We start from the raw sequence: 22,065 nt of genomic DNA, 5'->3' as shown, positions 1-22,065 counted from the left end.
ATTGTAGCGGTGACCCAATCTTCCAGACACCAGAGATCCAATGTGGGAGCGAGCCTGCTCGCGAAAGCGATCTTTCAGTCACATCAATGTTGAATGTGCTGCCGCCTTCGCGAGCAGGCTCGCTCCCACAGTGTCTTGTGGTGTCAGTGGATGATCCAGCTGAGCAACCACAACCCCAGCATCAACCAGATGATCCCCATGATGAACGATGCATTCATGAACGCGCGGATCGCTGACCACAGCAGCACCAGGCCGATGATCAGTGTAATGATGCTGACGATCGAGGTGTCCATGCCCAGCGTGCGGGCCAGACCTTCGACAAAGTTGCTGCTGGCACGGCTCAGCAGTTCGAACAGGCCGCTGAGGGCGTCAACGATGAAACGGATGACAGAACCGAGGACCTGGCCGAGCCATTCGAAAAAACCTTCTACCTGCATGGAATGAGCGTCCTGATGAATTCGAGTGTTGGGCCATTGAGGGCGGTGGCGAGTTCCCCACAAGCATAGAGCGTTGCGCACAACCTGTGGGAGCGGGCTTGCTCGCGAAAGCGGTGTGTCAGTCAACGATGATGTCGACTGACACAGCGCTTTCGCGAGCAAGCCCGCTCCCACATAAAAAACAGGGCTGACCACTCAATCTTTGTCACTTGCCTTCACTCGCCATCCCCCCGAAGCTATACCCCTTCAGGAGAGCCCGATGAACCTTGTTGAATTGACCGAACGCCTGCACGCCATCCGTGACCGCAATGACTGGCAGCCCTTTCACAGTCCGAAAAACCTGGCCATGGCCGCGAGTGTCGAAATGGCCGAGCTGGTGGAGATTTTCCAGTGGCTGACCGAAGACCAGTCGCGGCAGTTGCCGGCGGAAAAACTGGCCCATGCCGGGCAGGAGATCGGCGACATCGTGCTTTATCTATTGCTGCTGTGCAGCGAGCTGGGTCTGGATATGAATGACGTAGTACGTAGCAAACTGGCCGACAGCGAACGGAGGTTCAGCTGATGAGCGACCGTCATTTCGATCAACTGGCAACGCGCTTCGCGGAAAAAATCTACGGCGGCGCCAAAGGTGCGATTCGCCTGGCGGTGTTGCAGGCTGATCTGGCCGAAATCCTGCCGGACCGGCCGCTACGGGTCCTGGATATCGGCGCCGGCCTGGGCCATATGTCATTGTGGCTGGCCGAGCGCGGGCATCAGGTGACCTTGGCCGAACCCGCCGAGCCCATGCTTGAAGGCGCCCGTCAGCGTTTCGCCGAGGCCGGGCAAACGGCAACGTTCATTCAGGCGCCGTGGCAGGACCTGCTCGGCCAGCTCCACGAACCTTACGACCTGGTGCTGTGCCACGCCGTGCTTGAATGGCTGGCCGAACCCCACGCGATCCTGCCGGTGCTGCATCAACTGACCAAGGCCGACGGCTGGCTGTCCCTGGCCTTCTATAACCGCGACGCGCTGATTTATCGCAACTTGCTCAAGGGCCATTTCCGCAAGATGCGCAAGAACGATATGGCCGGCGAGAAGCAGAGCCTGACCCCGCAACAACCCCTGGATCCACGGGAATTGGCGGCGCAACTTGAAGGCTTGTGGCAGGTCGAAACCCAGAGTGGAGTGCGGGTTTTTCACGATTACATGCCCGTGGAATTCCAGGCTCGCGCCGAGCTGCTGGATTTGCTGGAAATGGAACTGGCGCACCGCCGTCACCCAAGCTTTGCCGGGCTTGGGCGTTACTTGCACTGGATCTGCCGGCCGGTCTGATCGGAGCGCGAAATGAAAAGTCGTTCAGGGTTGTTGGTGATCTGCCTGGGTCTGGCTGCCTGCCAGGGCAGCAACCCGTATGTGGCGTCCTCCAACCCCATCCCACCGGCACCGCCGCAGGCGGCCAACACCTTCGACCGCAGCGCTTACCCGGCACCACCGCGAGACTACGGACGCTACCGCAGCTGGGCCTGGCTCAACGGGCATCTGCCGCCGGGCACTGCGTGGGCGGACTCGGCGCAAGTCGCCGAAGCGGTCAGCAATGCCCTGGACCAACGGGGTTTGCGCCCGTTGCATGACAATCGCCCGGCAGATCTGTTTGTCAGCGCCGACCTGCGTCTGGAAACCCGCTTGCGCCAGGTCCGGGACGACTACGGCTATTACGGCGGTTACGGCGGCTACAACCGCTATGGCTATGGCCCGGGCTACGGCATGTACGGCAGCGTACCGATCGTGCGGACTTATGAGGAACAGGTCGTCGTGGTGCAGGTGGACATGTTCGATGCACAAAGCGGTCAACCGGTGTGGAGTTCCAGCGCTGAAACCAGCAAGCGGGGCACCCAGAGCCAGCAAGCGGATGCCATCCGGGAGGCTGTGGAAAAGGCGATGTCGGCGTATCCTCCTAGTTAACTTCTGCAGATAAGAAGCGTTTCACAGGTGCATGTCTTCAACCGGAGAACCATCATGTTCCGCCGTCTCGTTCTACTGGCAGCGGCCGCGCTGCTCAGTGCCTGTGCCGCCAACCAGGTCAACCATGACTTCGATGCCAGCCGCGACTTCGCCGCCTATCGCAGCTGGAGCTGGAAAGAACCCGCCCTGCAATATCGCCCCGATGATCCACGGATCAAGAGCGACCTGACCGAGCAACGGGTGCGCCAATCGGTGGCCGATCAACTGGATCAGCGCGGCCTGCGCCCTGCCGGAGGGAGTGGCAAGGGTGATTTGAATGTGCAGACTTATCTGATTGTCGAGGAGCGCCAGCAACAGGTGACCACCAACTATGGCGGTGGTTGGGGTAATCCGTGGTACGGCTACTGGGGCGCGCCGATGTACAACGAAACCCGCAACGTCAGTTATAAAGTGGCGACCATCCAGATCGACCTGCTCGACGGCAAGGACGGCAAACTGGTGTGGCGGGGCAGTGACGAACAGATCCTCAGCCGCACACCAAACCCCTCCGATCGCAGCAATGCAATACGCGAAACCGTCACCCGGATACTGGCCAACTACCCACCCAAGTAACCACCACAAACCCCTGTAGGAGCGAGCTTGCTCGCGAAGAACGCAAGGACGACGCGTGCTGCCGGAAGGTGCGCGTTATCGTTGACGTCCATCGCGAGCAAGCTCGCTCCTACAGGGTTTTTTTGTTGTCAGGGGTGGCGAGTTGCCAGCAGTGGCCTGAACCCTTGTCTACACTGCTTCACACCAACGGAGGTAGCGCTCGGCAGTGCGCCGGCAAAGGAGTGCGCGATGTCACCTCGCATGCAGTTTCGCGGTCCGGCCCGGCAGCGGGGGGCGATCGGTTTGATGGCGGTGGGAACCCTGGCACTGGCGCTGGGCTTCATGCTGCTGGTCATCGATTCCGGCAGGCTGTATCTGGAACAGCGCAAACTGCAACGGGTGGCGGACACCGCGGCGCTCGAAGCCGTGACCCGCGATGGCAACTGCCAGTCCGGGCAGAGTGCCGCCGTTTACGCCACTGAAAGTGCGGCGCGCAACGGATTTACCGTCAGTACGGACAACACGCTGACGGTCAGTTGCGGCACCTTGCAGACGGGTGCCGAAAACCTGCGAACCTTCGCCGTCGACCCAACCAAAACCGCTACCGTACAAGTGATCGTCACACGTCCCGTTGTCACCAGCGTGGCCGCAGGGATCGGTGCGTTGCTGTCCGGCGGACCGGTCAGTCTCACGACCCGTCTCAGTGCCACCGCGGTTGCCGCCGAGCCCAAGCAGACGTTGGCGCAACTGAGTATCCGCAGCACATTGCTGGGGGCCGACAGTGCAAGGTCGAACCTTCTGAACCCGCTGTTCTCGACGCTGTTGGGGGGCAATGTCAACCTGACCGTCGGCGGCTGGGACGGCTTGATCAAGACCGATATCAACCTGCTGAAATTCATGGATCAGCTCGCCATTGAACTGGGCGTAGCGGCCGGCAACTACACCGCGTTGCTGAACACCCAGGCCAGTGTGACCTCATTCATCAAGGCCTCCGCCGAGGTGGCCAACCGCAGCGGCGCCACCGTTGAAGTCAAAGCGGCGTTGGTCAATCTACAGCTCGCGGCCACCAGCGCCTCGCCGATCAAACTGGGTGATTTACTGGCCTTGCAAACCGGCACGCAAGCCGCCGGGCTGGACGCCACGGTACAGCTGTTTCAATTGATTCAGGGCTTTGTCCAACTGGCGAACAAGAACAGCGCGGTGAACGCGGTGTTGCCGGTGAACGTGTTGGGATTGGCGGGCGTGACCACCCGCATCAAGGTCATTCAGCCGCCGCAGTTCTCGGCGGTCGGCAACCCGGCGCTGGCGAAACTCGCCCCGTTGGGGCCGAACAGAATTTACGTGCGCACCGCGCAGGTCCGTATTCTGGTCTCGGTTGACCTGTCGTTGATCAACAGCGTTCTGCAGTTGGTCAACACCTTGTTGACGCCTGTGGTCGGGCTGGTCAATACGTTGCTGGCACCCGGTTGCATCCTCGGCAACTGCACCCAGACCGATCTGAAAATACTGCCTAACGGACTGAACCTGGATCTCGGTCTTGAAGCCGGCACAGGCAGCAGCCATGTTACCGACTATTCCTGCGCCAGCCCGGCCAGCAAGAGCCTCACCGCCACCACCAACATTTCGGCCTTGCAAGTCAAAGTCGGTCAGATCGACGACGCGATCTGGCTCTCGTCCTCGCCGGCGCCAAGCCTGTCACCGCTGACCCTGGTCGATATCGGCTCGAAAACCTGCCACCTGTTGAACTGCGGCGCGCGCACCCCCTTCGGCGGTGGCGGCAGCCAAATCATGATCGACAGCCCGATCGCCGGCAAAAGCGAACCCAACTACACCTTTGCCAATCCCCATGAGGTCAATGTGCCGCCGATCCCGACGCATCCAGTCACGCTGTCCGGAGTGGTCGGCAGTTTGAAGAGCACGCTGGGAGGGATCACGCTGATTCAACACACCCCGACCATCGGCAGCCTGCTGGGGAGCCTGTTGAGTACGTTGCTGTCGACGCTGTCGAATGTGACTACGCTGTTGAACACGGCGATCAGCGGATTGCTCGCGCCGTTGGTTGACCCGATCGTGGACAGCCTGTTGATGAACCTGGGGATCGACGTCAACAAGGTCGACGTCGGTTTCAACCTGACCTGCGGCGAGAAAGGCAAAGCCTATCTGGTGATCTGATCGGCCGGCACAACCGGCAACTCGATGCAGAACCGCGCGCCCTGGGTCGAGTTTCTGACGCTGAGTTTGCCGCCCATGTTCTCGACGATGCCATAACTGACCGACAGCCCCAGACCAGTGCCGACGCCCACCGGTTTGGTGGTGAAAAACGGCTCGAAAATCCGCTCCAGCAACCGTGGATCGATGCCGCCGCCGTTGTCCTCGACCCACAGTCTCACCGACTGCGCATCCCGTTCGGCGTACAACGAAATCCACGGTTTGAACGCCGGATCTTTTTCGCACTTGCCCAGCAGTGCATCCCGCGCATTGACCATCAGGTTGATCAACACTTGTTCAAGCTGATCGACATGCCCGCGAACCTGCACCTCGAACCCTGTTTCGCTGACGCGCAAATCCACCCCTTTACCGCGCATGCCTTCGGCCAATAGCGAGAGCGTGCCTTCGATGGCCTGGGCCGGGTTGAACGGATGCTGCTCGATCTCCGAACGCCGGCCGAACACCCGCATGTGATCCACCACCCGCGCGGCGCGCTGCACCTGCGCATCGATGCGATTGAGTTTGTCGGTCAGGTAGTCGATCTGCGCATCGCCGTTGCCCAGGCGCTTGAGCACATTGACGATGGCCATGCGCATCACGTTCAGCGGCTGGTTGATTTCATGGGCGAGCCCCGTGGCCATTTCGCCGAGGGTGGCCATTTTCGCGCTTTGCGTGAGTTGCTGCTGGGAGCGACGGACTTCGGTGTTGTCGCGGCCCACGGCTTGAATCTCCAGCAACCGGCCTTGCTGATCGAACACCCCACGATCCGACCAGACCCACCAGGCGTGTTCCCGGCCGGGCAATTGCAGGTTGATTTCGGCGGTACTGACCGGGAACTCGGGACTCAACTGGCTCAGGCGCTGAGTGAAGGCATCACGCTGCTCCGCGGACATCCAGTTGCCCAGATTCACCCCCGGCAATTGTTCCGGCGAGCACTCCAGATAAGTCGCCAATGGTTTGTTGCCGAACGTCAGGGTCAGGTCAGGGAGGTAGCGGCAGATCATTGCCGGCGAGTCCTCCACCAAAATCCGATAACGCTCCTCGCTTTGCTTGACCTGCTCGGTGGCCAGGGTCGCTTCGGTGACGTCCAGCCACAGGCCCACGGCCTCGACCGGCAGGCCCAGATCGTCGCGCAGCAACTTGGCTTCATCGAGCAACCAGTGGTAATCGCCGCGATTGTCGCGCAGTCGATAACGGGCACTCACCGATCCCTCGCGCAACAACTGGCGGGTGCGCTCGAAATAGCCGTTGCGGTCGTCGGGGTGAAGCCGTTCGACCAGCGCGGCACCGCTGCAATCGGCGAGTGTCCAGCCGAGCAGGGGTAGCAGGCTATCGCTGAAGAAGGTCGGTTGCAACGCACCTTCGACATAGCGCTGCACGTAAATCACGGCGGGCGAACGGGCGATCAGATTGTCCAGCCGCGCATGGGCTGCCGCGGCCTGCTGTTCCTGATTCTTGATGTCGCTGATGTCGAGCATGAAGCCCACTACGCGCCTGTTCTTGCCAAGACCCAGTGCCTGGCCTTGCAGGCGATACCAACCGGGGGCCGAGTCAGCGTCGACATGATGCAGGCGCACGCATATCAGCAGTGGTGTGCCTTCGTCCTGCAAGGCTTGCAGACGACTGCGCAGCTCTTCGCGATCGGCCGGGTGTACTTGATCGAGCCAGTCGGCCAATGGCAAGGGTGTACTGGCCAGGTTCAGGGCGGCGGCCAGCGAGGGCGCCAATCGCACTTCGGCACGGTCGCCGAACACTTCCCACCACCCTGTGCCGAGTAACGCTTGCAGCGATTCAAGGCGCTCCAGTTGCAGGTGATGCCGATGCTCGCGCAAGCGCTCCAGCAAGGGACTGGCGAGCGCGGCGGCGAATTGCAGCCAGTCGCGATCGCCGACGTCGGGTGCCCGTTGCTGCGCCGAATAGCAACCACAGAGCAGCCAGGCCGCCACACCTTGCGCATCGTGATAAGGCACGACGAAACCCTCGGTGTTGCCGAAGGTACGTTGCAGGCGCGGGTGTTCCATCAGTTTGAGATGCTGAGGGGCGGAGCCGTTCAGGCTGTCGAGGCCGGTGCCCAGGCGCTGACCGTTTTGCCACAGTTGGGGCGCGTCGAACGCCGCGTAGTGCTGGTGAATCTGCCAACCTTGTTCCTGCTCGTCGAGCAACGCCAGGGCGATGCACGGGATGTGAAAGCGCTGGGCCAGGGCTTGCAGTTGTTCGCTCAACACATCGGGCAGGCGCGTCAGGCTGCACAGGCGCAATTGCTCGCCGATGTGCACCGCCAGCAACTGGCATTGCTCGCGCAGACGCGACTGCCGGCGTTCGAGCAACAGGTCACCGATGTCCAACAGCTGCAGCAGCCAGGCATCGGCCAATGGCTGGACCCAACCACGCAGATGCAGGGGTTGGCCGCTCAGACCGTAAAAGTCCAGGTCAAGCAACTGCCCCTGCCAATCTGCGGGTGTGCCCTCGATGGCGAGGCTGCTGTGAGGTAACAGGAAATCGAGCAGATGCGGTGCTTGCGCGCCGGGTATCTGTTGCGCCAGCAGATGCCTGATCGGGCCGGTCAGGTGCAGCACCCGACCTTCGGCATTCAGATGCATCTGCAGGCCGACACTGAGCAGGCTCGGCGGCTGCAGGGTGTCCTGAGGCGGCGAGGGGTGGCGGTTGAGAAGACGCCCGAAGAGTTTGTCGCCGGCACTCAAAATTGCAGGCTCGAACTGGCGGTGAGCGTCGGCGGCAAGCTCGGCACCGGACCGATCCCCGGCAGGTTCAGGAAGGGAATGACCGCACTCAATTTGTTGGTGGGGTAATTGATGCTGACCTTCAGCACGCCGGCGGTGAGGGTGGTGGCCGTGTCGGTGTCGACATTGAAATTCAGCCCGGCGGGAATCCACGCCAACTGCCGGGTCAATTCGTCCTTGACCACGGTTTTCAACGCGGTTTCGTAACCGGGCGTGTTCGGGTCCAACGCCACGCTACGGCGCACGGCTTCAGCGGTGGACTGGTTGAACGATTGCATCAGCAACAGCGGCAGGCTGTAGGTGACGATCGCGTAGAACACGGCGAAAAAAATGACGAACACCAAGGCAAATTCAATCGCGGCGGCGCCTTTTTGCTTACGGGGGAGGTTGATTTTCATGAGTGCGTCTACCCTGACCATCACTACGTAATGTCAGCATAGAATCATTCAGCCAAAAGGGACGGTTTTTAAGGGATGCAGAGTGTAGTCCTGTTGATCTGGCTGACGCTTTGCGCAGCCCAGGATGCTCGGGAACGCCACATCGCCAATGGCCTGACCTTGGGTGTCGGCGCGCTGGCATTGGCCTGGCTGCTGTGGAGCGGCACCACCTGGCTGGGGGCGACGGCAGAGCAGGGCGGCTGGGCTGCGTTGCTGGCGCTGGCCTTCACCTTGCCCGGCTATGCGCTGGGTCGGCTGGGTGCCGGGGATGTGAAACTCATGACAGCCTTGGGGCTGGCGACCGACGGTCGGCATGTACTCGGCGTGTTCATCGGTGCCGGATTGGCCAGTGTGTGCTGGTTGCTGCTGGCGCCAAGCGTCTGGCGTCTGATCGGTCAATGGCTTAGAGAACGCCTGCGATACCTGGCGCCTGGACTGTCAAAAAAACAACCCTTTGCGCCCTTTCTGTTGGTGGGGTTGTTGCTGACGTTTGTCTGGTTCGGCTAGTTGTACAGAGTCGGGAGTGCGGCTACTTTCATACAGTAGTTGTACAGCTTCTGGCTGTGAGTACAGGAACGGTCAGCGTTTGACCAGGCAGGGAGTTGCACGTGAACAAGCGTACCTCGGCAGTAAAAGTCCTTGTGGTCGACGACCAGCCATTGATCGTTGAAGAGCTCTGCGAATTTCTCGAGAACAGCGGTTACCGTTGTGTGCCCTGCCAGTCCAGCCATCAGGCCATCGAACGTTTCAATGAAGACATCGACATCGGCCTGGTGCTCTGCGATCTGCACATGCCTGGCCTGGACGGGATTCAACTGGTCCAGGAGCTGCAACGCCTGTCCGGCAAACACCGCGCGTTCGAAGCGATCATGCTCACCGGGCGTGCGGACAAGCAGGATGTGATCAAGGCCTTGCGCGCCGGGGTGGCCGATTACTACCAGAAGCCGATTGATCTGGGCGAGTTGCTCGAAGGCCTGCAGCGTCAGGAAGTGGCCGTGCACGAGCGGCACAAGACGTTGCAACTGGGGCACCTGAATCAGAAGCTGCAATACCTGTCCGAGTCGATCGATGACCTGTATCAGGACCTGGACAAGGTTCGGCGCGCGCCCTATCCGTCGGCTTCGGCGGATGAGGGTGAGAGCGATGTCAGCGACGTGGATCGGCGGGAGATTCCGGCGATTTTCAATCAGCTGTCACCGCGGCAGCTGGAGGTGGCGCGGTTGGTGGGCAAGGGGCAGACCAATTATCAGATTGCCTGTGAGTTGGGGATTACCGAGAACACGGTGAAGTTGTATGTGTCGCAGGTGTTGAGGTTGACGCATATGCATAATCGGACGCAGTTGGCGTTGGCGCTATCGCCCAGTCATTCCGGTTTGCGTCAGAGAGTTACTGCCCACTGAAGTTGTCACCGAACACTGTGGGAGCTGGCTTGCCAGCGAAGGCGGCCTGACAGCCGACCTATGTTTTGTTGACTGAGTGCATATCCGTTTCTTCGGTAACGGCGACTTATGGTTTCGCCCTTACGGCGAGTCCCTTTTGTCAAACGACACAAAAGGAACCAAAAGGTCTCGCCCCGGCGTCCGGCCCCTCGCCAAGGCTCGGGGTTCCTTCGCTCCGGCATCCATCCGGGGGCATTGCCCTCCGGTTGGCTTCGCTGCACCTACATGCAATGTGTTCGACTGCGTCGAACGGCGCTGCGCGCCAATCCCCGGATGAACACCTCCACTCAGCCTGCCGAAGGGGCGGGTGGATCAAAATCAAAAGCTTAAGGCGAGCTAACGCTCGGCCTGATGAGTGGTGAAAAGCGGGTGTACACCAGTTTGCTTTTGCTTTTGCTTTTGCTTTTGCCTTTGTAGGAGCAAGGCTTGCCCGCGAAGGCGGCCTGACAGCCAACCAATCCCTCACAGATATACCCAATCCAACTGTGGGAGCGAGCCTGCTCGCGAAGGCGGCCTGACGGACAACGATGTTTAACGACCGATAAAAACCCCAGAACCTTCCCACACGTTTTTCAGGTTGTCCGTCGGAAGCGCCATCTCTAGCCTTTGTCTGTCACTGCAAAAAAACAGTGATCGGGCTGTCGCGGCCTGTTCAATCTACTTGGTGCATAATTCACACCTTCCAAACCCTGGCGCTTCGGTGCTTGTCGTTTGGAGTAATGGTGGCTGTGCGCGGGATACCTTCGGGTATGCCGGGTTTCCAAGTAGCTCGGTCCGCGACCCCGCGTACAGCTGCCACCCTTGATCGCTGTCGCGGCGAACAGTGGCAGCTCCATCTCATACTTGGAGTTTCACCATGATCAAACCAACCCCAAATCCGCCCGAAACCGACCCCGTCGTGCGCAAACCCAGCACGATGTTTTTCATCTCCCCCGATGTCGATACCGAAACCCTGCTGGCCCACGCCTGTGAATCGCTGGCTTCAGCCAGTGTCATGGCCAGTGATTTCGCGACGTTTCTGGAAGGCTCGCAGCGCAGCACATTGCTGGGGATAGCGCAGGTGATCATGCTTGGCGAGTTGGCGGTGAATCGGGCGCTGGATAATCTCGATCCTCCGTAACCGTATACGGCCAGTCAGACCGCGTTATCGTTCTTCGCGAGCAGGCTCGCTCCCATAGGAGGAAGGCATTTCAATTGTGGGAGCGAGCCTGCTCGCGAAGGCGGCCTGGCAGGCGCAAAAAAATCCAGGCCTATTCCCCCGACCCACTGTCCACCTTGCCCCCTTCATACTGGTCAAAGTACTCCGGAATCTCATGCTGATAACTCTTCAGCCAGCGCTGCATCGCCAATTCGCGCTCGGTCGCGGTGGCGGTCTGGCGTTTTGTTGAGGCCGCGGCGTTGCTGTTTTGCAATTGCAGCCAGCCTTCGGTTTCCTGTTGTTGTGGCGAGGCAGGGCCGGGGTCGATGGCGTGGGTGTAGAGGGGCAGGGCCAGCAGGCCGAGGCAGCAGAGGGTGGTCGGTTTCATTCTGTGTACTCCCTACTGAAGCGCCGGGTTGGCGACGGCGGCGACTTGCGCGGCAACGCTTGGACCTGACTTGGCGGGCGTCTTGAGTTTTTCGGCGCGGGCCTGGGCTTCGGTGACCTGGGCCGGGCTCAGGCCGAGACGGCTGACCAGTTCGGCGGCGCGGTTCCAGTCGTCCTGGTAGATCAGCAGGGTCACCAGGTTGACCGCCGCCAGTTGATCGCTCTGCTTGAGCTCCATGGCGGTGAGGAATTCGAATCGGGCGTCTTCAACGCGCAGTTGATTGAGGTAGACCACGCCCAGGTCGTTGCGGATTTTTTCGTCGGTGGGCGCAAGGCGTGCGGCCCGTTGCAGGTGGGACTGGGCCAGGCCGTTGTCACCGTGGGCGGCGGCGAGTTGGCCCAGACCGTGTTCAGCTTCAGCGGCCAGGCAGCCGCCGAGCAGGCTGCGGTACAGCGGCTCGGCTTCGCTGCGGCCCAGCAACCGATACACCTTGGCCTTGCGCAAGCGCACGTCGGCCAGGTTGTCCGGCAGGCTTTGCAGGTTGGCCAGGCTGGCGTGCAGTTTGCCGTCGTTGGCCATGTCATTGGCGAGGTTCAGCGACAACTGTTGTTCGGAGCTCAATTTTCCGCAACTGGCGGAGTCGGTCAGGGCGGCCCAGGGTGTTGGGCCGTTGCTCGCACAGCCACCCAGCAACAGCAGACTCAAACCGGCAATCATTGCTTTCATCGGGTTCCCTCTAGGAAGCAAAGGCTCGAGCCAGGGCGGTGAAGCCCGGGCCGGCCAGTACGATCAATAACGCCGGGAAGAGAAACAGCATCATCACGACGGACATTTTGGCGGACATCTTGGAGATGTATTCCTGCAGGCGCGTCAGGCGCCGGTCATCAAGCAACAGCTTGAGTGCCAGCAGGGATTTCATTGCGCCGCCGCCCTGATGGATCAACTGCTGGAGGATCACGCAGGTGTCGGTAAATTCATCCACCGCCATCAAACGACTGGCCTTGTTCAGTTCTTCGCCCAGTTCCAGCCCGGAATCGACCCGGGCCAGTACCAGCTGCAATTCATGGGTCAGGATCGGCAGCAATTGCTTGCCGTCATGGCTCAAGACGCGCAGCGACTGCTCCACGGCCATGCCCGACTCGAACAGGATGCGCAGCAGCGGGATGAAGGTGGAAATCTCGATCGCCAGTTTCTTTTGTCGATGGTGCGCCGCTGCCGCCAACAGGCGTTTGGGCAAGAGATAACCGACGCCGGTGGCGAACGCCGGGGCGACCCACTGGTTGCTCACCTGCGGGAACAACAGGGTCTGGATCAGCACACACAGGACCAGCGCCAACAAGGGAACACCGACCTGACAGGCCGCGAACAAGGCGCGTTTGCGCGCGGTGCGCCAGCCCAGGCAGTTGAGCAGCGTTCGGGTTTCGTTATCCAGATTGACCGACTGCTGACCGACCCGACTGGTGCCCAATGCATGTAGCCACTGACTGAAACGGTGCTCGCTCGGCAGGTTTCCGTCCAGGCGTTGCACCACCTGGCGTGCGCGTCGACGCCATTGGAGCACGACACTGAGCAGCAGCAGTGATGCAATCAGAAACAGCAGCGAGCTCAGCAGCATGGACAGGTTCATAGGCTACGCAACATGCGCCACAGCGCCAGACAGCCGAACACCTGCAATGCGGCCGCGCTGACTAGCATCATCTGCCCCGAAGCGTCGTTCCACATGGTCAGCAGGTATTTGGGATTGGAGACCAGGAAGTAACCGGCGACGGTGACCGGCAAGAGTGCCAGGACCAGTGCCGTGACCCTTGTTTCACCGGTCATGGCACTCAGCTGGTGAGCGGCCTGTTCGCGTTCGCGGATCATCTTGATCAGGTTTTCCAGCAGTTCACTGGCATTGCCGCCGTAGCGATGGTTGACCTTCAAACCGAGGGCGAACAGGCGCAGTTCGTCTTTGTCGTAGAGCTCGGCGAAATCCGAGGTGGCCTCCGGCAGACTGATGCCCAACTGCACATTGCGCTGGACCCGACCCATCGCGTTTCTCAGCGGGTCTTCGGCAGTATTGATGGCGCCGAGCACGGCATCGGCCAGGGTTCGGCCGGACTTGAGGCTGCGCACTGTGTGATCGAGCAGCGGTGGCAATTGTTCGATCATGCGCTTGAGCCGGCGTTGGTAACGCCACTGCACATACAGGCGCAGAAGCACGGGCGGCAGCAGCAACAGGACCAGCAGACCCAACCAGCCGCCCGCCAACAGACCGACCAACCCGCCCAAGCCCCACAGCGTCAGCCATAACCCCAGCCGTTCCGTGGGCCGCCCCAGGCCCGCGCGCAAAAAAGCGCGCTCCAGCGCCACCCACGAGGTTTTCTGTACCACGCGCTCCGGTTGCCCTTGGGTCAGGCGCTCCAGTGCGCGTTCGGCGCCCGGTTGGCGCAAGCCACGCTGAAGCAAGCGCACCGACAGGCCGAGCAGGGCCAGGCAAACGAGGGTGAGCAGCAACGGTTTGAGCATGCCGTGGCCTTCAGTACGCCGAGGAAGAGATCGCCGACTCGCGACGCAGTTTGTCGCCGGCGGGGTTGACCGCCTCGCGCATGAAGCCGAAGCCGCTGCGCCGGTCGAGGCGGAACAGGGTATTGGTGACATACACGTCTTCACGGATGCCGACCACCTCCACCACTTCGCTGACGCAACGGCGGCCATCGGGCATGCGCGTCAACTGGATCACCACGTCCAGTGCCGCGCAAATCATCTGGCGCAAGGTCCGTTCGGCGATGCTGCGACCGGTCAGGCCGACCAGGGTTTCCAGGCGCAGCAAGGCATCCTGGGCGTTGTTGGCGTGCACGGTACTCATGGAACCGTCGTGGCCGGTGTTCATCGCGGTGAGCACGTCGAGCACTTCAACGCCGCGAATCTCGCCGAGGATGATCCGGTCCGGACGCATGCGCAGGGCGTTGCGAATCAGGTCGCTGGCCTTCACCTCGCCGTGGCCTTCGGCGTTCGGCGGGCGGGTTTCCAGGCGGACGACATGCGGGTGGCCGAGTTGCAGTTCGGCGACGTCTTCGATGGTCACGAGTCGTTCGTGGGGGTTGATCAACTGGCTGAGAATGTTCAGCAGCGTGGTCTTGCCGGTGCCGGTGCCACCGCTGATCAGGATGTTGCAGCGCTTGCCCACGGCTTCCTGCAGGAATTCGTAGATCGCCTGGTCGATGGTTTGCATGGCCATCAGATCGGTGCTCTTGAGCATGTCCTGGCGGAATTTCCGGATCGACAGGCACGGGCCGTCGAGGGCAATCGGTGGAATGATCGCGTTGACCCGACTGCCGTCCGGCAGGCGCGCATCGACCATTGGCGATGACTCGTCCAGTCGCCGGCCCATTGGCGCGAGAATGCGCTGGATGACCCGCTCGACGTGATGCGCATCGATGAAACGCAAGTCACTTTGATGCAGGACACCGTCGCGCTCGATGAACACCCGGTGCGGGCCGTTGACCAGAATCTCGGTCACCGCCGGGTCGCGCAGCAGCACTTCCAGCGGGCCGAAACCGGTCAGCTCGTCGACGATCTCTTCGGCCAGGCGCTCCATTTCATAGCGGGAAATCGCCAGGTGCAGCCGCGCGATGTACTCGGCCACTTTGTCGATGACGAACTGCGACAGCACCTGCCGCGAACCTTCCAGCAGGTTTTTGCCGGACTCTTCGATGGCATCGATGATGTAGCGGTGCAGTACCAGTTTGAGGCCTTCGTGGTCGGTATTGCCGGCCACCCCGCGCGAAGGCGCGCCGAACAGTTTTTCAGCGCTCATTGCACACCTCTCAAGCGACTGAACCAGGACTTGGGTTTGGCCAGGCTTTCGGAGCGCTTGGCCAGGCGTTCGCCGAGGGTGCGCAGGCTCTGGGTGAGCACTTCCCGTGGCGCCAGTTCGAACAGGGTCACGCCCTGATTCTTGGCATTGAGGCGCACCTCCGGGCTGTAGGCGAGGGTGGCGATGATCTCCATGCCGAAGCTTTTGCCCAGCGCATCGGAATCCGGTGCGACGCTGCGCAAGTAGCGGTCCACCAGCAGCCTGGCGTGATCGAGCTTCATGCCTTTTTCGCGCCACAGGTTGAGCACCGCGAGGTTGCGACGGCAGTCGATCACGTTCTGGTCGGTGTACCACAACAGCTTGTCGCAGTGACTGACGAAGGTGCGCAAGGCTTCGCTGTCCGGTTGCCCCGTGACGTTCACCACGATGTGCTGGAAGTGTTGGCGCAGGGCGCTGAGCAGCATGTACAACTCGGCAGCGCTGGTGTGCTCCAGCGATTCATCGTTGCTGGCGTAGGCGAGGATGCGCAGCCCCACTTCACAGCGGGTGAAGGCGCTGTCGATCATTGTGGCGTCGAGGCGGCGCACGTGGCGCAAGGCATCGCCGAAATGAAACGAGCTCTCCAGGCCGAGCAACGCCAGGCTGTCGCCCCGTGGCAGCCCCAGATCGAGCAGCAGGGTTTGCTGGCCGCTCTTCTGCACCACCTGCGCCATGTGGTTGGCGAGCAGCGCACCATCGGCGTTGCTCTGCACCCCGTACAGCACGGTCAGGCCGCCGAGCTGGGTGTTCGGCGCCACGGGCGGCAGGCGTTTGCTCAGGCGTCGCACCAGTCCGGCGACTTCGCTGGAACGCGAGCCATAGGCGACGAAGTCCCGCGCTCCGGCGCGCATCGCGTTCAGCACAAGCTGGTTGTCCATGCCGTCGCCCAACGCGACGATGGCCAGCATCGGTTTGGCTTCCAGCGCGCCTTCGATCAGCGCGCTCTGGGCCACCAGGTGATCACGATCAAGGCCGACGAACACCAGGTTGGCAAACGTTACGTCGACCAGCGCCAGCAGCTCGTCGAGGCTGCCGCCACCAGCGCTGACCACCTGGCCCAATGGGGCGAGGGCGCCCTGCAACCATTCGAGGTCAGTGCTGTTGCGCGTGATCGCGAGGAAGGTTTGATTCAGGTTCTGGCTCATTGCGATAACCCGCTGCGTTTGTCGAAGTCGCCGTTTTCGAGGAAATACAGGCGATACCAGTTGGGGTCGTAATTGCGCAGTTTTTCACCGGGCAACGACGGCAACTGGGCATTGGCGGCCAATGGCTGCACCAGGTGCGGCGTGACGATCATCAGCAGTTCGCGTTCTTCACGGTTGATCGAGGAACTGCGGAAAAACGCACCGAGAATCGGAATGTCGCCCAGGCCCGGAAACTTGTTCACCTGCGACGTGTTTTGCGTGCTGATCAAACCGCTGATGACGAAACTTTCGCCATCGGCCAGGGAGATGCTGGTGTCGGTGCGGCGAATGGTGAACGCCGGGACCGTGGTGCCGCCGATCGTCACGGCGTTGTTGTAGTCCAGTTCGCTGACCTCGGGTGCGACCTTGATCGCGATGCGGTCGTTGCTGACGACCGTTGGCGTGAGCGTCAGGCGGATGCCGAACTCCTTGTATTCGATGGAGTAGCTGTTGCTGTTGGCGCTGGGGATCGGGATCGGGATTTCACCGCCGGCCAGGAAACTGGCGCTCTGTCCGCTGAGTGCGACCAGGCTTGGCCGGGCCAGTGTGTAGGCGAAGCCGCTGCCCTCCATGGCGTTGATGATCGCCAGGAAATTACCGCCGCCGGCGACGATGTTGTACATGTCGTTGGCCAACGGAATGCTGGGCACGGCAATGCGCGGATCGAGGTTGCGCAATGGGAACACGCGCGGTGTCACGGCCGTGTTGGGAACCGTGCCGGGGGAGCCGAACAGGAAGTTAGAATTTTTGCCGTAGATCGAGGTGCTGGCTTCCTTGAGTTTGGTACGGCTGACTTCGACGAAACGGATGTCGGTCTGCACCTGCGACGGCAGCACCGGGTCATCGGACGGTAGGCGCGCGGCGCTGGTCATGGCGGCGGTGGCGCGGCCCTGGACGAACACCATGCTCTGACGCGGCGCGCTGGCGCAGGACGTCCAGACCATCAGGCTGGTGGCGCCAGTGGCCATGCCGGTGAGCAGGAAGGCCTGATTGCCATTGACCCGCACGTCGGCGATTTTCGGATCACCTACGGCTATCCGGGTAATCGGCACGGGCGACTGCACTTCCTGTTGCTGACCTTCGCCGACTTCCAGCACGGCCGGCATCGGCCCCAGCGCCCCGCAATTGCCGGTTGCCGCCACGGCCGCCGTCACCGGCACGCCGCTCAGCAAGGTGGCCCAGATCAAGCCGTTGAACAACGGCATAAAACGTCTGCGCATTAAAAAGGCGTCCTTGCTCGATTCAGGGGGTCTGTTGAGTGATTTCATTGCCGCGGATGACTTCCACACCCGCCTTGCGCGCCGGTGCGGAGGCACCCATGGCCACGACAGTCTTGGGCGGCGCCGTCATGGCCAGTTGATTGAACTGGATCAATTCGCGGTCGGCGTTGGCGAGGTTGGTCGGGGAGTCGCTTTCACCGGCCCAGTAGCGTGAAAGGCGTTTTTCATCCGCGCTGCGCACAGCCAGGCGCAACACCCCGGCTTGCGCCGCGAGCATCAGGCGGCTCAGCAGTTGTTCGGGCACGGCGAGCAGTACGGTGCGGGCGCTGGCGCGTTGTTCCTGGCGGGTTTTTTCATCGTTGCCATGAACCGGGCTGGCGGGCTGGCCATCGTTGGTCAGGCCCATTTGTTCGCCCACCCCAAGTACGCGCAATGCCGGGACTACGAGCTGGGCCGAGGGCTGGATGTTGTTGGTGTCCATGCGCAAAAACAGCAGCACATCGACGTAATCCCCCGGCGTCAGTTGACCGCCAGCGTTGATCACTTCATCCACGGCGACGGCGAGGGCGCGCTCATCGGGACGAATCATTCGCGCCAGCTTGCTGCCGGCTTCGAAGCTGTCGCCGCTGAGCCAGCTGCCGGCGCTGAGGGCACGCCAGGGAGCACGGCCTATGGCTTGATCGAGACGGGTCAGGCTGCCGGCGGGGACGGTACGGAGTTTTTCCAGGGCCACGTCAGCGGCGGTGATGGGCTCAAATGGCGCGATGTCTCGCTGTAGGACCACCACCGGTTGCCGGGTGGTGTCTTCTTGTGGCACCGGTGCCTGAGTGATGGATGACGGTGCAGTGCCCGCCGTTTGCGCAACAGGGACCGCGGCCGGTTGACGGCTCAGCGTAAGGCCCCAGTAACCGGCAATGACAGCGCCCACCAACGACAATCCGGCAAGGCCCAGAGTGATACGGCTGTTCATGACGGCTCTCCCTTTCCTGCTGCTTAAAGACCTCGCGTTATCCAGCGAGACAACTTCGCAATCAGGCAGCTATGAACATGAAACTATTTCGCTATTTGACCGTAGCGCAGGTAGAGCAAAACGCCATTACCGAACTGAAAAAAATCTAACGAAAGTAACGAATTAAGGTGAATTGAACGGGTTTTTGACGTCAACGAAACGACTAATACTTTTGTATTAATGCGTTGTTACAGTTGTTGACCGGGGGAATGCCGACAATGCTGGTGCTGGCATAGGGGAACCATGTTGCGCTCATGCAACACCCGGGTGTTTCAGGAGATAGGTCATGTCTTTTTCCAAACTTGTTCAGAAGGTCAAATCGGAAATCGCTTTTTACAAGGGACTTGCCAAAGATACCGAGGGAGCTTCGGGTATTGAGTATGCGATTGTGGCCGCTATGGTGGCGGTGGTAATTGCCGGGCTTAGTACTGGTATGGGGACGTCGATCACGACGCTCTTTGGAACAATCTCGACGGCGTTAATTCCTAAACCGTAATTAAGGTGCCAGTGATTTGTTAATGCTAAAAGCGGGTTCTTATGTCAGCGCTTAGCCCATTACAGGTGTTGCCCATGAACTCTCCAGCACTTTCGCGGCAACAACTTCTTCTGGTCGACGACGAAGAAGATGCATTGCTTGAGTTGGCGGAGTTGCTGGAGGGTGAGGGCTTTGATTGTTTTACCGCGACGTCGGTCAAGTTGGCGTTGAATCACCTGACGCGTCATCCGGACATTGCCTTGGTGATCACCGACCTGCGCATGCCTGAGGAAAGCGGCATGTCGTTGATCAAGCGCCTGCGCGAGCACACCTCGCGCCAGCATCTGCCGGTGATTGTGATGTCCGGGCATGCGGATATGGACGATGTCAGTGACATGTTGCGCTTGCAGGTGCTGGATCTGTTTCGCAAGCCGATCTATCACGTGCGGTTGCTGGAAACGTTGAACAACCTGTTTCCACAACCTGTAGGAGCGAAGCTTGCTGGCGAAGGCCGTGAACGATAACGCATGAATTCAGGCGCCCCGCGGTGTTCTCGGGTTTTTCGCGAGCAGGCTCGCTCCCACATTTGATCGATGGGAGCGAGCCTGCTCGCGAAAGCGATCTGACAGGCAACCGTAGCGCCCCTGTCGAAAGTTCAGGTAAGTGGCCGCCAAAGCCCGACCATGTGCTCCAGATCCCCGTCCCCGATCAATTGCAGTTCGCCACCGGACCCCGCTGCGCTGGCCAGTAGCGCCACACTGCTGGGCAGGCGCACCGGTTTCTTGAATTGCACCGCGACCTCGATGTTCGCCGCCGGTAAATGATCCTCCAGCGCGGCCAGTGTGCGCGCCTTGTTCCATAACCCGTGGGCGATGGCCGAAGGAAAACCGAACAGCCGGGCGCTGGCCGCACTCAGGTGTATCGGGTTGTAGTCCCCGGAGACCCTGGCGTATTGGCGGCCAATGTCCGAAGGCGCTTTCCATTGGGCGACTTGTGTCAGTGTCAGCGATGAAGCCAGCACCTCTTCGACGGGCTCGCCCTCAAGCTTGACGCCGCGACAGAGCATCTGGCTTTGCGCCTCCCACAGCGTCCCCAACTGATCATCCAGGGTCGTCACCAGATCGAACGTCGCACCCTTGGCATGGGGTTGCAGGTTCTGCACGTTCACGCCGATCCGCGCCCGATTGAGCCCGCCCATGGGGCGCAGCACACGGATGCGATTGTTCAGGTGAATCAGCCCCAGCAACGGAAACGGAAAGTCTTGGGCGGTGAGCAATTGCATTTGCAAGGCGAAGGCGAGGATGTGGGGATAGGTCGGTGGCAGCAGGCTGTTGTCATTGAATCCGCAGACTTTGCGATAGGCCGCCAGGCGCTTGGGCTCGACATCGACCCAGCAACGCAACCCCGAATCGGGCAGGGTGGTGCCGGTGATCCTGCGCCGCGTCGCGGCTTTTGCGTACAACGCCGGCAGAGCGGGTTCGCGAGTGAGTGTGTGCCAATCAGTCGTCATGCCTATGCCCCCAGAACACTTTGCCCGCAGACGCGCAAGGCTTGCCCGGTGAATGCGCCGGTGTCCGGTTGCGCCAGCCATGCCACCGCTTCGGCGACGTCCTGCGGCAGGCCACCCTGGCCCAGCGAACTCATGCGTCGCCCGGCTTCGCGCAAGCCGAAGGGAACCCGCGCGGTCATCTGGGTTTCGATAAAGCCGGGGGCCACGGCGTTGATGCTGATGCCCCGTTCGAGCAGCAAGGGTGCCCAGGCTTGCGCCAGGCCGATCAACCCGGCCTTGCTCGCCGCGTAGTTGGTTTGCCCGCGATTGCCGGCGATTCCGCTGATCGAGGCCAGCAGAATCACCCGACCGTTGTCGCGCAGCGTACCGCTGTCGAGCAGGGCCTGGGTCAGCACTTGCGGGGCGTTGAGGTTGACCGCGAGTACCGCGTCCCAGAAATCCGGGGTCATGTTGGCCAGGGTTTTATCCCGGGTGATACCGGCGTTGTGCACCACGATATCAACGCCATCGGGCAACTGTTCGAGCAATTGTGCGGCAGCGTCTTCGGCGCAGATGTCCAGCGTGATGCTGCGCCCGCCGAGGCGTGCGGCGAGGGCTTCGAGATCGTTTTTCGCCGGTGGCACGTCGAGCAGGATGACGTCGGCGCCATCGCGGGCCAGGGTTTCGGCGATGGACGCACCGATGCCCCGTGCCGCGCCGGTGACCAGTGCCTTGCGCCCGGCCAGCGGACGGGTCCAGTCCGTCACCTGAATGTCGCAGGGGTTCAGGCGAATCACCTGCCCGGAGACGAAAGCGCTTTTGGGCGAAAGGAAAAATCGCAGCGGGCCTTCGAGTTGATCTTCGGCGCCTTCACCGACGTAGATCAGTTGCAAGGTGCCGCCGCTGCGCAGCTCCTTGGCCAGCGAGCGGCTGAAACCCTCCAGGGCGCGCTGGGCGCTGGCGGCGAACGGGTCGCTTAACGTCTGCGGATCACGCCCGAGAATCACCAGGTGTGCGCAGTGATCGAGGTTTTTCAGCAGTGGCTGGAAAAACTCGCGCAGTTGTTTAAGCTGGTCGGTCTGCTGCAAATCGCTGGCATCGAACACCACGGCTTTGAGTTTCGGGCCGTGGCCGGGAATCCATGCCGTGGCCATCGAAGGGTCGGTGCCGTAGCCGTAGATCGCGTCGGTCAGGCGGTTGGCGAACGCGCTGACTTTCTCCGCCAGCGGCCCGCCACCGATCAGCAATGCACCCTCGACCGGACGCAGCCGGCCGGCCTGCCAGCGTTCCAGGCGTACCGGCGAGGGCAGGCCCGTGGCTGCGACCAGGCGATGTCCGATGGACGAATTGGCGAAGTCGATATAGCGGTCAGACATGGAACGCGCTCCGGTAGCTGGGATTCAAAGTGTGGACCATGAATGGCGATCAGTCGTTCGATCCACGAGATAAGGCCTACGCTTGTTCAAAGCAGATTAGTTTGTCCCGGAATTTTCAGGAGAACTCAGACCCTGTGGGAGCGAGCCTGCTCGC

23 protein-coding genes are annotated in these 22,065 nt (G+C 61.2%); 10 read left to right on the top strand and 13 right to left on the bottom strand.

Going from position 1 to position 22,065, the window contains the following annotated elements; all coding sequences use genetic code 11:
- Window positions 1-143: 143 nt before the first annotated feature.
- Window positions 144-437: a hypothetical protein gene (locus tag CKW21_RS00250; protein ID WP_095192031.1), complete on the bottom strand. Its 294-nt coding sequence runs from the start codon at window positions 435-437 to the stop codon at window positions 144-146.
- A 259-nt stretch (window positions 438-696) separates the two neighbouring features.
- Between CKW21_RS00250 and CKW21_RS00245 the strand changes: the two genes are divergently transcribed.
- From CKW21_RS00245 to CKW21_RS00225, 5 genes are all read left to right on the top strand, one after another.
- Window positions 697-999 carry a MazG-like family protein gene (locus CKW21_RS00245; protein ID WP_095192030.1) on the top strand — a complete coding sequence of 101 codons (303 nt, stop codon included), beginning with the start codon at window positions 697-699 and terminating at the stop codon, window positions 997-999.
- Entirely contained in the window at window positions 999-1,748 is a 750-nt protein-coding gene (locus CKW21_RS00240) for a methyltransferase (RefSeq protein ID WP_095192029.1), read from the top strand. Before CKW21_RS00245 ends, CKW21_RS00240 begins: the two co-directional genes overlap by 1 nt.
- 12 nt (window positions 1,749-1,760) lie before the next feature.
- Window positions 1,761-2,378, top strand: coding sequence for a DUF4136 domain-containing protein (locus CKW21_RS00235; protein WP_095192028.1), 618 nt, complete (start codon window positions 1,761-1,763; stop codon window positions 2,376-2,378).
- A gap of 54 nt (window positions 2,379-2,432) precedes the next feature.
- On the top strand, window positions 2,433-2,990 hold the full coding sequence (locus CKW21_RS00230; RefSeq protein ID WP_095192027.1) for a DUF4136 domain-containing protein: 558 nt from the start codon (window positions 2,433-2,435) through the stop codon (window positions 2,988-2,990).
- A gap of 228 nt (window positions 2,991-3,218) precedes the next feature.
- A complete protein-coding gene (locus CKW21_RS00225; RefSeq protein ID WP_095192026.1) occupies window positions 3,219-5,141 on the top strand; it encodes a pilus assembly protein TadG-related protein in 1,923 nt (640 codons plus the stop codon).
- Here the strand turns inward: CKW21_RS00225 and CKW21_RS00220 are convergent.
- Both CKW21_RS00220 and CKW21_RS00215 read right to left on the bottom strand, forming a co-directional pair.
- Window positions 5,126-7,879, bottom strand: a complete 2,754-nt coding sequence (locus CKW21_RS00220; protein ID WP_095192025.1) for an ATP-binding protein — start codon at window positions 7,877-7,879, stop codon at window positions 5,126-5,128. The genes CKW21_RS00225 and CKW21_RS00220 overlap by 16 nt on opposite strands.
- On the bottom strand, window positions 7,876-8,316 hold the full coding sequence (locus CKW21_RS00215) for a TadE/TadG family type IV pilus assembly protein (RefSeq protein ID WP_095192024.1): 441 nt from the start codon (window positions 8,314-8,316) through the stop codon (window positions 7,876-7,878). The genes CKW21_RS00220 and CKW21_RS00215 overlap by 4 nt, the downstream gene beginning before the upstream one ends.
- A gap of 75 nt (window positions 8,317-8,391) precedes the next feature.
- Here CKW21_RS00215 and CKW21_RS00210 point away from each other — a divergent pair, with 75 nt between their 5' ends.
- The 3 genes from CKW21_RS00210 (at window position 8,392) to CKW21_RS00195 (ending at window position 10,914) form a co-directional block, all read left to right on the top strand.
- The gene (locus tag CKW21_RS00210) at window positions 8,392-8,862 is read left to right on the top strand and encodes a prepilin peptidase (protein WP_095192023.1); all 471 of its coding nucleotides are present in this window, start codon (window positions 8,392-8,394) and stop codon (window positions 8,860-8,862) included.
- Between the two features lie 101 nt (window positions 8,863-8,963).
- Window positions 8,964-9,755, top strand: coding sequence for a response regulator transcription factor (locus CKW21_RS00205; protein WP_095192022.1), 792 nt, complete (start codon window positions 8,964-8,966; stop codon window positions 9,753-9,755).
- A gap of 895 nt (window positions 9,756-10,650) precedes the next feature.
- Window positions 10,651-10,914: a DUF6124 family protein gene (locus tag CKW21_RS00195; RefSeq protein ID WP_095192020.1), complete on the top strand. Its 264-nt coding sequence runs from the start codon at window positions 10,651-10,653 to the stop codon at window positions 10,912-10,914.
- A 130-nt stretch (window positions 10,915-11,044) separates the two neighbouring features.
- Here the strand turns inward: CKW21_RS00195 and CKW21_RS00190 are convergent, their stop codons facing one another.
- From CKW21_RS00190 to cpaB, 8 genes are read right to left on the bottom strand one after another with little or no spacing between them, the layout of a single operon-like run.
- Window positions 11,045-11,320: a DUF3613 domain-containing protein gene (locus tag CKW21_RS00190; protein WP_095192019.1), complete on the bottom strand. Its 276-nt coding sequence runs from the start codon at window positions 11,318-11,320 to the stop codon at window positions 11,045-11,047.
- Between the two features lie 12 nt (window positions 11,321-11,332).
- Window positions 11,333-12,046, bottom strand: coding sequence for a hypothetical protein (locus CKW21_RS00185; protein WP_095192018.1), 714 nt, complete (start codon window positions 12,044-12,046; stop codon window positions 11,333-11,335).
- Window positions 12,047-12,056: 10 nt separating this feature from the next.
- Complete coding sequence (locus tag CKW21_RS00180) at window positions 12,057-12,935, bottom strand: type II secretion system F family protein (protein ID WP_371917488.1); 879 nt, start codon at window positions 12,933-12,935, stop codon at window positions 12,057-12,059.
- 8 nt (window positions 12,936-12,943) lie between these two features.
- Window positions 12,944-13,828, bottom strand: coding sequence for a type II secretion system F family protein (locus CKW21_RS00175; RefSeq protein WP_095192016.1), 885 nt, complete (start codon window positions 13,826-13,828; stop codon window positions 12,944-12,946).
- 10 nt (window positions 13,829-13,838) lie between these two features.
- Complete coding sequence (locus CKW21_RS00170; RefSeq protein WP_095192015.1) at window positions 13,839-15,119, bottom strand: CpaF family protein; 1,281 nt, start codon at window positions 15,117-15,119, stop codon at window positions 13,839-13,841.
- Window positions 15,116-16,303, bottom strand: coding sequence for a pilus assembly protein (locus CKW21_RS00165; protein WP_095192014.1), 1,188 nt, complete (start codon window positions 16,301-16,303; stop codon window positions 15,116-15,118). Before CKW21_RS00165 ends, CKW21_RS00170 begins: the two co-directional genes overlap by 4 nt.
- Window positions 16,300-17,562 (bottom strand): type II and III secretion system protein family protein, encoded by a 1,263-nt coding sequence (locus CKW21_RS00160; protein ID WP_095192013.1) that lies wholly within the window; start codon window positions 17,560-17,562, stop codon window positions 16,300-16,302. The genes CKW21_RS00165 and CKW21_RS00160 overlap by 4 nt, the downstream gene beginning before the upstream one ends.
- A 22-nt stretch (window positions 17,563-17,584) precedes the next feature.
- The gene (cpaB, locus tag CKW21_RS00155) at window positions 17,585-18,532 is read right to left on the bottom strand and encodes a Flp pilus assembly protein CpaB (RefSeq protein ID WP_095192012.1); all 948 of its coding nucleotides are present in this window, start codon (window positions 18,530-18,532) and stop codon (window positions 17,585-17,587) included.
- A 325-nt stretch (window positions 18,533-18,857) separates the two neighbouring features.
- Here cpaB and CKW21_RS00150 point away from each other — a divergent pair, with 325 nt between their 5' ends.
- Entirely contained in the window at window positions 18,858-19,067 is a 210-nt protein-coding gene (locus tag CKW21_RS00150; protein WP_095192011.1) for a Flp family type IVb pilin, read from the top strand.
- A gap of 74 nt (window positions 19,068-19,141) precedes the next feature.
- Window positions 19,142-19,570 carry a response regulator gene (locus tag CKW21_RS00145; RefSeq protein ID WP_095192010.1) on the top strand — a complete coding sequence of 143 codons (429 nt, stop codon included), beginning with the start codon at window positions 19,142-19,144 and terminating at the stop codon, window positions 19,568-19,570.
- 131 nt (window positions 19,571-19,701) lie between these two features.
- Here CKW21_RS00145 and CKW21_RS00140 read toward each other — a convergent pair whose 3' ends face one another.
- Both CKW21_RS00140 and CKW21_RS00135 read right to left on the bottom strand, forming a co-directional pair.
- Window positions 19,702-20,556: a MaoC/PaaZ C-terminal domain-containing protein gene (locus CKW21_RS00140; protein WP_095192009.1), complete on the bottom strand. Its 855-nt coding sequence runs from the start codon at window positions 20,554-20,556 to the stop codon at window positions 19,702-19,704.
- 2 nt (window positions 20,557-20,558) lie between these two features.
- The gene (locus tag CKW21_RS00135) at window positions 20,559-21,911 is read right to left on the bottom strand and encodes a 3-oxoacyl-ACP reductase (RefSeq protein WP_095192008.1); all 1,353 of its coding nucleotides are present in this window, start codon (window positions 21,909-21,911) and stop codon (window positions 20,559-20,561) included.
- Window positions 21,912-22,065: the final 154 nt, after the last annotated feature.

This window comes from Pseudomonas sp. Irchel 3A7, from assembly GCF_900187565.1.
GTDB lineage: Bacteria > Pseudomonadota > Gammaproteobacteria > Pseudomonadales > Pseudomonadaceae > Aquipseudomonas.
The sequence above is the reverse complement of the archived record's forward strand: the minus strand, read 5'-3'. Positions and strand labels throughout refer to the sequence as shown.